Source organism: Deltaproteobacteria bacterium (assembly GCA_013151235.1).
Classification (GTDB): Bacteria; CG2-30-53-67; CG2-30-53-67; order CG2-30-53-67; family CG2-30-53-67; genus JAADIO01.
In genome coordinates, this window is record JAADIO010000054.1 from 1 (window position 1) to 9,639 (window position 9,639).

General features: G+C 53.4%; 9 protein-coding genes and 1 tRNA gene. 6 read left to right on the plus strand and 4 right to left on the minus strand.

Annotated elements, in window-relative coordinates; all coding sequences use genetic code 11:
• Positions 1 to 476 precede the first annotated feature (476 nt).
• Genes GXP58_10120 through GXP58_10130 form a run of 3 tightly spaced genes read left to right on the plus strand, consistent with a single transcriptional unit; the run spans position 477 to position 3,107 of the window.
• Complete coding sequence (locus GXP58_10120) at positions 477 to 1,625, plus strand: AAA family ATPase (protein NOY53953.1); 1,149 nt, start codon at positions 477 to 479, stop codon at positions 1,623 to 1,625.
• Between the two features lie 52 nt (positions 1,626 to 1,677).
• Entirely contained in the window at positions 1,678 to 2,544 is an 867-nt protein-coding gene (locus tag GXP58_10125; protein ID NOY53954.1) for a MinD/ParA family protein, read from the plus strand.
• Positions 2,541 to 3,107 carry a hypothetical protein gene (locus GXP58_10130; protein NOY53955.1) on the plus strand — a complete coding sequence of 189 codons (567 nt, stop codon included), beginning with the start codon at positions 2,541 to 2,543 and terminating at the stop codon, positions 3,105 to 3,107. Before GXP58_10125 ends, GXP58_10130 begins: the two co-directional genes overlap by 4 nt.
• Before the next feature lie 112 nt (positions 3,108 to 3,219).
• Here the strand turns inward: GXP58_10130 and groL are convergent, their stop codons facing one another.
• Both groL and GXP58_10140 read right to left on the minus strand, forming a co-directional pair.
• The gene (gene groL, locus GXP58_10135; protein ID NOY53956.1) at positions 3,220 to 4,872 is read right to left on the minus strand and encodes a chaperonin GroEL; all 1,653 of its coding nucleotides are present in this window, start codon (positions 4,870 to 4,872) and stop codon (positions 3,220 to 3,222) included.
• A 44-nt stretch (positions 4,873 to 4,916) separates the two neighbouring features.
• A complete protein-coding gene (locus GXP58_10140) occupies positions 4,917 to 5,174 on the minus strand; it encodes a co-chaperone GroES (GenBank protein NOY53957.1) in 258 nt (85 codons plus the stop codon).
• Positions 5,175 to 5,461: 287 nt separating this feature from the next.
• Between GXP58_10140 and GXP58_10145 the strand changes: the two genes are divergently transcribed.
• Together GXP58_10145 and GXP58_10150 are read left to right on the plus strand one after the other, a co-directional pair.
• Complete coding sequence (locus GXP58_10145; GenBank protein NOY53958.1) at positions 5,462 to 6,823, plus strand: ATP-dependent Clp protease ATP-binding subunit; 1,362 nt, start codon at positions 5,462 to 5,464, stop codon at positions 6,821 to 6,823.
• The gene (locus GXP58_10150) at positions 6,820 to 7,587 is read left to right on the plus strand and encodes a prepilin-type N-terminal cleavage/methylation domain-containing protein (protein ID NOY53959.1); all 768 of its coding nucleotides are present in this window, start codon (positions 6,820 to 6,822) and stop codon (positions 7,585 to 7,587) included. Before GXP58_10145 ends, GXP58_10150 begins: the two co-directional genes overlap by 4 nt.
• Positions 7,588 to 7,597: 10 nt before the next feature.
• Here the strand turns inward: GXP58_10150 and acpS are convergent, their stop codons facing one another.
• Positions 7,598 to 7,981: a holo-[acyl-carrier-protein] synthase gene (gene acpS / locus GXP58_10155; protein NOY53960.1), complete on the minus strand. Its 384-nt coding sequence runs from the start codon at positions 7,979 to 7,981 to the stop codon at positions 7,598 to 7,600.
• 84 nt (positions 7,982 to 8,065) lie between these two features.
• Complete coding sequence (gene gap / locus GXP58_10160) at positions 8,066 to 9,070, minus strand: type I glyceraldehyde-3-phosphate dehydrogenase (GenBank protein NOY53961.1); 1,005 nt, start codon at positions 9,068 to 9,070, stop codon at positions 8,066 to 8,068.
• Between the two features lie 153 nt (positions 9,071 to 9,223).
• On the opposite strand from gap, the gene GXP58_10165 reads away from it, so the two are divergent.
• Positions 9,224 to 9,299: transfer RNA gene (locus GXP58_10165), tRNA-Ala, on the plus strand.
• The last annotated feature ends 340 nt before the right edge of the window (positions 9,300 to 9,639 follow it).

Consider the following 9,639-nt stretch of genomic DNA (forward strand, 5'->3'; position numbering starts at 1 on the left):
CACGATCTCGCCCTTTTTCCCGACCTTTCTGCGATGCTCGGCTGCGTGAAGGGGTTACTCTCCCCCTACGGGGGAGCATAGGAAAAACCCGTACTTTAATTTTCTTGCCTTCCCCGTCACTCCCCGTGTTCCCCGTGGTTCATGCCTTTGCCCTTGCCTCTGTGCCTTTGCCCCTTTGCCCCTTTGCCCCAGCCCTCATTCTTTGTCAAATAATTGATATTTTTTTCTTGACAACTCATTTGATATCCATTATCTTCTCAACACAAGATATAGTATTTTTATTTTGGGCAAATACCAAATAACCTGTCAACCATTGGAAAGTGACAATGAGGACAGAAACAACGAACCGGGAGGAGAAGCACCCCGGGGAGTTTTCTTCCTCAACTCTGCTCAACCACATCAGGGGCAAGATCGCAGTTCAGCAAAGCGGTACAGGCATGCAATGAACCGGTCAGTCATCTTGAAAGGAGCAGGCTATGAAAACCTTTGCCATTGTAAATCAAAAAGGAGGCTGCGGAAAGACAACAACATCCATCAACCTTGCCGCCGGCCTGGCGGATCGGGGAAAGAAAGTCCTGCTCGTCGACATGGACCCTCAATCCCACGCCTCCCTGGGACTCAACATCACGGTCGGCGAACTTGATCTGGGATTATATGATGTTCTCCTCGCCGTCGGGGAAGAGGACGGCCCACGGCTGGATGATATCGTTGCTCCAGTCGTCAAGAACCTTGACCTGGTTCCTTCGAACATTATTCTTTCCGCTTTTGAGCAGAAAATGGCCGGTACTGCAGGCCGCGAGACCCGACTGCTTGAGGCCATCAATGCCATGGAAGGAGAGTATGACTATCTCCTCATCGATTGTCCTCCATCCGTGGGGCTTCTCTCTTTCAACGCTCTCATGGCCGTTCATCACGTCATTATCCCCATTGAGCCAAGCTTCTTTTCACTTCACGGACTCGGCAAACAGATTGAATCAATTCGGATATTCACGGAAAAACTGAATCACTTCATTGAGATCCATACGCTCGTCACAATGTTCGATCGGCGGACCCGACTTTCCCGTGAAGTCCTGGAAGAGGTGCAAAAGCACTTCGGCAAACAGCTTTTTCAGACCGTTATCCATAACAACATCCGCCTCAAAGAGGCAGCCGGCTACGGCTCCCCCATCTGTAAATTTGATCGCCACTGTACCGGATTCCATGATTTTCAGGCCCTTGCCGAAGAAGTGTCTCTGCTCAAGGCCGTTGAGGTTCAGGTACAACCGGTGGAAACACTGGGGCCCCGGCCGGTACGCAACGGGATTCTCTTTTCCCTGGATGCACCGAACGTAAAATCCCTGAAGTTAGTGGGGGACTTCAACAACTGGACACCGGACAAAAATTCGGAACTGGAAAAGGGAGAGGCCGGAAGGTGGGAAAAAACTCTGTCCCTGCCGCCCGGGAGATACCATTATAAATTTATCGCCGACGGCGAGTGGCGGGAAGATTCCGGCAATCCCAACTACATCATCAACGATTTCGGCGGGATCGATTCCGTCGTGGAGGTCAAGCCGATAGAGTTCCCCGAACTGATGCAGCAGGACCGGTCCCTGGGCATGGAAGCGGACCAGCAGGAAGCGAGTTGAAAGATCCTGTTCCGGAATTCTATGGCCCACAACACATCAACGAGGGGGGTTCATGAAAACGAAGAGCTTGGGACGGGGAATGGAAGAGATTTCCCATATCTTTCTCTCTTCGGAACCGGCGACAGTTTCACGTAAAAAATCACAGGAAACCCGAAAGATCGAAAAGCCGGCCGCTGACAATTCCCTCCGAATGACCCCGTCGATCGGAATCACCGGAAGCACCGATCGATGGATCGGGACCTTTGCCCTCGTCAACATTTCCATTGAACTCGCCCGGCAGGGATACCGGGTCCTGGTGATCGACGAGGACCCCGGCCCCCTCAATGTAATGCGCTCCATGGGATTGATCGATGTAGAAAACCCCGGCGAAATGATTCTGCACAATGCCCCCATGGGAGTACGCATCGCCTACCGAACCCCTTTCCTCAACGACCTGGCGCTCTATAGTCGGCTTACCCGGGACGAAAAGAACTTTTCCTGGCCGGAACGTTACCGGCGGTTTGATTTTATCCTGTCCCATCTCCCGCAACGAAATTACGAAGATTTCGGTCCTTTCCTGCGCCGGACCTCTCTTTGTATCGCGATCGGTTCCACGGAACCCGAGGGAATGCTTCAAACCTATGCCGCAATTAAGGGCCTGAACCAGGCGGCACGGCAGATGAACTTTGGCCTCATCGTCTATGACTCGGTCGGCGTCATTCCCCCCGAAGAGGCATTTATAAAGATGGCCCGGAATGTTCGCAGGTTTCTTCACAAGGATCTCATAAGCTATTCCTTTATCCGGGACGACGCGGAAATTGCGGAATCGATGGAAACCGGTATGCCTCTCTCCCTGCAATCTCCGTCCTCCGAAGTGCGCCGTCAGTTATTCAGCATTGCCGGACTGATCATCGACGACTATGACAAGAAAACATCATGACCTTCAGAACCGTACCGTTGCAGAACAAAAAGAAATTAATCGAGCTGATTCGCACTTCCAGTTCTCTGCTGGAAGAAGGGATGGAAATTATTGACAGCGATATCGGCTCGGAAGAAATTCCCCTGATCGACCTGGTCGCCCGAAGGAGGAGCGGTGAGGCGCTCCTGATCCATACCGGAGTTACCGCGGATGAAAAAGCATTTCTCCACGCCGCCGCCCAATCGGCATGGTTTCAGTCAAATCATACGCTCCTGAGAAGAATCTATCCCGAGTTGACGCTGGACAATCAGGTTCCCCCAAGGGCTGCCCTGATCTACCCGGAATTTCCTCATCTGATGAAGAGATTTGTCAGGGCAGCCCCCCCCTCCTTTGCTCCCATGCTTTTCCGGTACCGCTGTCTCGTCTCGGAGGATACACAATTTCTTTATCTGGAGCGGTTCGACAAACCTCGGGAGCAGATGCGCCTTTCCGAGGAGGACGCTTCGCTCCCCCCCTTTCGAACCGGAATCGCGGGAAAGGACGTGATGCTCAGCCCTGAAGAGAGGGAGGCATTCTTCTCCTGAACAGCCACCCGACCCCATGGATGATGAACATCACAAGACCGTCTTCAAAAAAAATCCCCCCGGTGGCAAAAAGCACCGGGGGGATTTTTCGTATCTCTCGGAGGGGCTGGGCTTACATCATACCGCCCATGCCACCCATACCGCCCATGCCACCCATGCCGCCCGGCATTCCGGCCGGCATATCCGATTTTTCTTCCGGCTTGTCCGTAATCATGGCCTCCGTTGTAATCAGGAGAGAGGCAATGCTTGCGGCATTCTGTAATGCCGTTCGGGCCACCTTGGTCGGATCGATGATCCCGGCTTCGATCATATCAACATATTTTCCCGTGCCGGCATCGTAGCCGATATTGCCTTTTTCCTTCTTCACCTGCTCCACAACCACGGAACCTTCCACCCCGGCATTGTTGGCGATTTGCCGGATCGGCTCTTCGAGGGCCCGCTTAATGATGTTGACCCCGACCTGAAGATCTCCATCAAGTTTCAGCTTGTCCAGGGCGGCAATTGCTCGAATCACAGCAACGCCTCCTCCGGGGACGATCCCTTCTTCGACCGCCGCACGGGTGGCATTCAGCGCATCCTCAACGCGGGCCTTCTTCTCCTTCATCTCCGTTTCCGTCGCGGCTCCGACATTAATCACCGCCACGCCGCCGACCAGCTTGGCGAGACGTTCCTGCAGTTTCTCCCGGTCGTAGTCCGACGTGGACTGATCAATCTGGGCACGGATCTGCTTGACCCGGTTCTGAATGTCCTCCGCCTTGCCAGCACCATCAACAAGCGTCGTGTTGTCCTTGTCAATCTTGACGGTCTTGGCCTCTCCCATGTCTTCAATCTTGGCGGAATCAAGGGAAATTCCCACCTCTTCGGAGATGACCCGGCCTCCGGTCAGTACGGCGATATCTTCCAGCATCGCCTTTCTGCGATCTCCGAAACCGGGCGCCTTGACGGCGGCAATGTTCAGGGTTCCACGCAGCTTGTTAACAACGAGTGTCGCCAGAGCCTCACCGTCCACATCTTCAGCAATGATGACAAGGGGCTTGCCCATTTTGGCGATCTGTTCCAGCAGAGGCAGGATATCCTTCATGTTACTGATCTTCTTGTCATGGATCAGGATATACGGATCGCTCAGAACAGACTCCATCCGCTCAGCATCGGTCACAAAGTAGGGAGAAAGGTAACCACGATCAAACTGCATCCCCTCCACGGCCTCCAGGGTGGTCTCCATCCCCTTGGCCTCTTCCACGGTGATCACCCCTTCCTTCCCGACCTTTTCCATCGCCTCGGCAATAATCTCGCCAATGGTTACATCGTTGTTCGCTGAAATGGTCCCGACCTGGGCAATCTCTTTTTTATCCCGTGTCGGCTTGCTCAGTTTCTTGAGTTCCTCAACAACAACACTAACGGCCTGCTCAATCCCCCGCTTCAGTTCCATCGGATTGGCTCCGGCGGTGACATTCCGGGCACCTTCCCGGAAGATGGCCTGCGAAAGCACAGTGGCCGTTGTTGTGCCGTCACCGGCGACGTCTGAAGTCTTGCTTGCAACTTCCTTGACCACCTGGGCCCCCATGTTTTCGAATTTATCCTCCAGCTCGACTTCCTTGGCAACGGTCACCCCATCTTTGGTAGAGACGGGTGCACCGAACCCCTTGTCGATCACGACATTACGACCCAGCGGTCCGAGAGTCACCTTCACAACATCGGCCAACTTGTTAACCCCGCACAAGATCGACTTTCGAACATCCTCACTATACTGTATCATTTTCGCCATAGCTCAATACCTCCTTGATAGTTTTCAGATCCTTGCAGGTATTATTATTCAACAATACCCATCACATCTTCCAGTTTGACAATCCCGTACTCCGTCCCATCGATCTTGATATTGTCCGGGGCATAGGTCTTGAACATGATCATATCCCCAACCTTGACCTCTTCCACCTCTTTGCCGATGGCCTCGACCTTCCCCTTCTGGGGCCGCTCTTTGGCCGATTCCGGAATAATAATCCCTCCGGCGGTCTTTTCTTCCTGATCCAGGTAGCTGACCAAAAGGCGATCTTTCAATGGCTTTAGCATTTCTTTTCTCCTTTCTGTTCATTAAGTGCCAAAAACCCCAAATAGAGCCCCCCATCCAGGCTGTCGAAAAACCTGAAAGATTGTTATGTTAGCAGTCGTTACAGGGGAGTGCTAATGAAGTTGAAATATACTCGTGAAAAACCGATTTGCAATCCCCCTTATGTGTTATTTAGCGCGCTCACACCAAAGATTCTCAAGTTTCCAACCATTTGTCCGATATGAAGTTCAGAAGGGCAACCCCATTACAAACATCGCTGTTGTGATTCCGCTTCCGGGAGGGAGGATCGATGCAACTCAAGTCGAATCTGAAACTCAAATATTGTCCCATGCTGGACAGTTTTATCAAGATCCGTGAGTTTTCCCAGGAGGAAATCGACATCTTTTCCAACCATACAGACATCCGGGATAAGCGATCTTATCAGGACCTGGTCATCCGGGAGACCATACCGGATTTCAATGAAAAAATCCTGAAACTGATCCACAACGACGGAGAGATCGGCTTCGACATGGAAGGAGCAATTGATGAACTCTACCGGATGTGCATCAAGGTCAACCCCGCCCTGAATATCTATAATATCAGCATTCCCGTACAGGAAGGGGGGACCCCTCAGCTCCACCTGCAGCCGGGAAGGAAGCGGGACGTAAGAAACCGGATCCAGGAGATTCGGGGGTTGGAAGAAACGTTAAAACGGCGAATCATCGGACAGGATGAAGCCATTCGTCGAATCGTTCAATCCATTCAGAGTGCGAAGATCGGAATCAAGGACCCCCACCGGCCTGTCGGCTGTTTTATCTTCGCCGGACAGACGGGGGTAGGTAAGACCGAACTGGCCAAGGCCGTCGCGGAGTGTCTCGTGGGGAGCGAAAAGGAGATGATTCGCGTCGACTGCTCCGAGTTCTCGCAACCCCATGAATACGCGAAGTTGATCGGGGCACCTCCGGGGTACGTCGGGTATGAAGATGGAGGCAGCCTGACCACACCACTCCTGAAGAATCCCGAAAACGTCGTCCTCTTCGATGAAATTGAGAAGGCCAACAGCAAGCTTCACAACCTGCTGCTCCAGATCATGGACGAAGGGGACCTCACCGACAACAAAGGAAGGAAGATCCCTTTTCATGATGCCGTGGTAATTCTGACGACGAATGTCGGTGTCGAAGGGTTGGACGCGATGAAAAACGCCGTCGGTTTTACAAAGGAAGAACAGCCCGGACGGAAGATCGTCGAACGGGAAACCCTGAAGGCACTGGAGAAGACCTTCCGGCCGGAATTTCTCAACCGCATCGATGAAATCATCTGTTTTCGTCCACTCGGGACCGAAAGTATCCGCAAGATCGTCAGGCTCTTGTTGTCCCGTCTGAAGAAAAATCTTTCGCAAATGAAAATTTCCATCCGTTTCACACAGGGAGTCATCGACTTCATCAGCCGGGAAGGGATGGATCCGCGCTACGGTGCCCGTCCGTTACAGCGGGCAATCAAACAATATATTGAAGTCCCCCTGACGGAACGGATCCTCCATGCAAAAGAGGAATTCCCCATGAAGGTCGTAGCAAGGATTTCAGGCCGCCGGATTGTTTTTGTGGCGGATCGAACTCTCCCGGCAAACCGTGGGAACCATCGGATTCAGACCCTCTACCAGGAGACGGGATGAACTTTCCTTTCCTTGCATCAATAAAGAGTTTCCGCCGCCGGAGCAGGAAAGGTCCGACGACAACAGCCGGATTTTCCCTGATCGAAATCGTCATCGTCATCGCCGTCCTCTCGATTCTTGCAGGAATGATGGTCCCGATGTCGGTCCATCTTATCGACCAGAGAAATGTGGAATCCACAAAAAAGGAAATGAGCGAGATCAAGGACGGGTTGCTGCACTACTATGAAGATGTCTCTCCGAGTGCCTTTCCGGCGAATCTGGCAGACCTGGTCACCGCCCCCTTCGGGATCACCGGATGGAATGGCCCCTATTTCTCGGGATCCGCCTCCGAGGTACAGACCGACGCATGGGGGAACAACTACACCTACCGGGAATCCGGGAACTACGCCATCGTCATCAGCGGGGGGAATGACAAGAGTGTCGACTCCGGCTCCTACGACAATTTCCCTCCTTCCGACAGTCCGGCCGACAATTCCGACCTCGTCGTCAACGTGAACGGCAATCTCATCGCCGACAAGCTCAATGAGGAAAAGATCGAGGAGACGAAAGAGATCCTGAAGCTGGTCGCGGGAGATATCTACAACACGAACCCCACGACGGCGCCGACATCCTACACCCCAAGCCTTTCCGATGCCTGGGGAAACACCATTCAGTACAACCGGATCAGCAACTACTCCGTCAAGATTTACAGCTACGGGCTTGACGGCGTGGACGATTCCGGAAGCAGCGACGACATCTACTACTCCCTGATCTGGACTCCCTGAAAAATCAAGATCAAGCCGTCAGAATCACCTGGGCCACCGCATACTTGCGGATGTGGGAAAGGGAGAGGTAGGCATGAAAGACCCCGATCTTTTCAGCCTGCTCCCGAGTCTTTCCATGAAGGATCAGCTCCGGCTTTCCCGCCCCGGTACGGCACACCTCAATCTCGGGGAAGCTCACCCCCCTTCCCCATCCCATCCCGAGGGCTTTCATGGCCGCCTCCTTGGCGGCAAAACGGGCGGCATAATGTTCAAACCGGTTCTTTCTTGATTCACAGTACCGTACCTCCTGCTCCGTAAAAACCCGTACACGGAATCGCTCCGGATAGCGGGTCATCGCCTTTTCCATCCGGTCGACCTCCACCAGATCGATCCCGATTCCGACAATTCCTTTCATCACTTCCGGTCCCTTTCCGCGAAAACAAAAATGCCGGCGGAGACCTTCCCGCCGGCATGGATCATCACAAACCTCCTCGCTCCCTTACCTTTTTTTGGAAACGAACTGGATCAAATCCCTTACCCGACAAGAGTAGCCCCACTCATTGTCGTACCAGGAAATTACTTTCACCATATTTCCATCAATCACCGAGGTAAGGGCTGCATCAAAACTGGAGGAGTAGGCGCAGCCGTTGAAATCCCTGGAGACCAGCGGCTCATCAACATACTGCAAGATCCCTTTGAGCCCTTTTTTCGAGGCCTCCTTCATGGCGGCATTCACCGCCTCGATGGTGGCCTTCTTTTTGGTGACCACCACGAGATCCACCACAGAGACATTCGGCGTCGGGACCCGCATGGCCATTCCATCGAGTTTTCCCTTTAACTGCGGCAGCACCAGCGAAACCGCCCGGGCCGCCCCCGTCGTCGTCGGGATGATCGACATCGCGGCCGCCCGTGCCCGGCGCAAATCCTTGTGCGGGAAATCGAGGAGTCGCTGGTCCCCCGTATAAGCATGTACCGTCGTCATCAACCCCTTGACGACTCCGAAGTTGTCGAGGAGCACCTTGGCCACCGGGGCAAGACAGTTGGTCGTACAGGAGGCATTCGAGATGATATGGTGTTTCTTCGGGTTGTACATCTTCTCGTTCACCCCGAGGACAATCGTCACATCCGGCTCCTTCGCCGGAGCAGTGATGATTACCCGCTTTGCCCCTGCATCCAAATGCTTGCAGGCGGAGGTTCGGTCCCGGAAAAGTCCCGTGGACTCTACCAGGACATCGACCTTCAGGTCCTTCCAGGGAAGGACGGCCGGGTTCCGCTCGCTGAGAACCCGGATCTCCTTCCCGTCCACCACAATAGCATTTTTCTTGACCTTGATCTTCGCTTCCAGAGGTCCCAGGATCGAGTCGTACTTCAAAAGATGTGCCAGCGCTTCAGGGCTGGTCAGATCGTTGACCGCCACAAATTCGATCTTCTTGTTCCCCAGGGACGCCCTGAAAACATTTCTCCCGATTCTTCCGAAGCCGTTGATTGCCACCCGGATCGCCATAGGTAAGCCTCCTTAATATGGATCAGATATTTATTTTGAAATAATGCATGTGAAGAGTGTCGACAGTTTACAAGAATCCTGAAAAAAGTCAACGGGTATTTGATCTTGACAAGGGTTTTTCCCCGATGCTATAGTGCAACCTCAAATTTGCAGGGGGCTGTAGCTCAGTTGGGAGAGCGCTTGAATGGCATTCAAGAGGTCGTCGGTTCGATCCCGATCAGCTCCACCATTTTTCTTTTGCAACGATGTTGCGAAAGAAAAAGCCGCGGCACAGCCCGAAGGGCGAAGCCGGGCGGAAGCTTTGACCATTCGGTTGAAGCCTCTCTTTTTTGTTCACACACGGGATCGCACCGACATCATCATATCTGAGTCGTCGGTTGGCCTCCCCCGAAAAACCCCGGGGAAGGCCCAATGAAAGGAATGGACCATTCATCCCCCCTCCCCGGCCCCAAAACCCGGCCGGCGAGGGGACGCATTGTCGATCCCGATCAGCTCCACCATTTTTCTTTTGCAACGATGTTGCGAAAGAAAAAGCCGCGGCACAGCCCGAAGGGCGAAGCCGGGCGGAA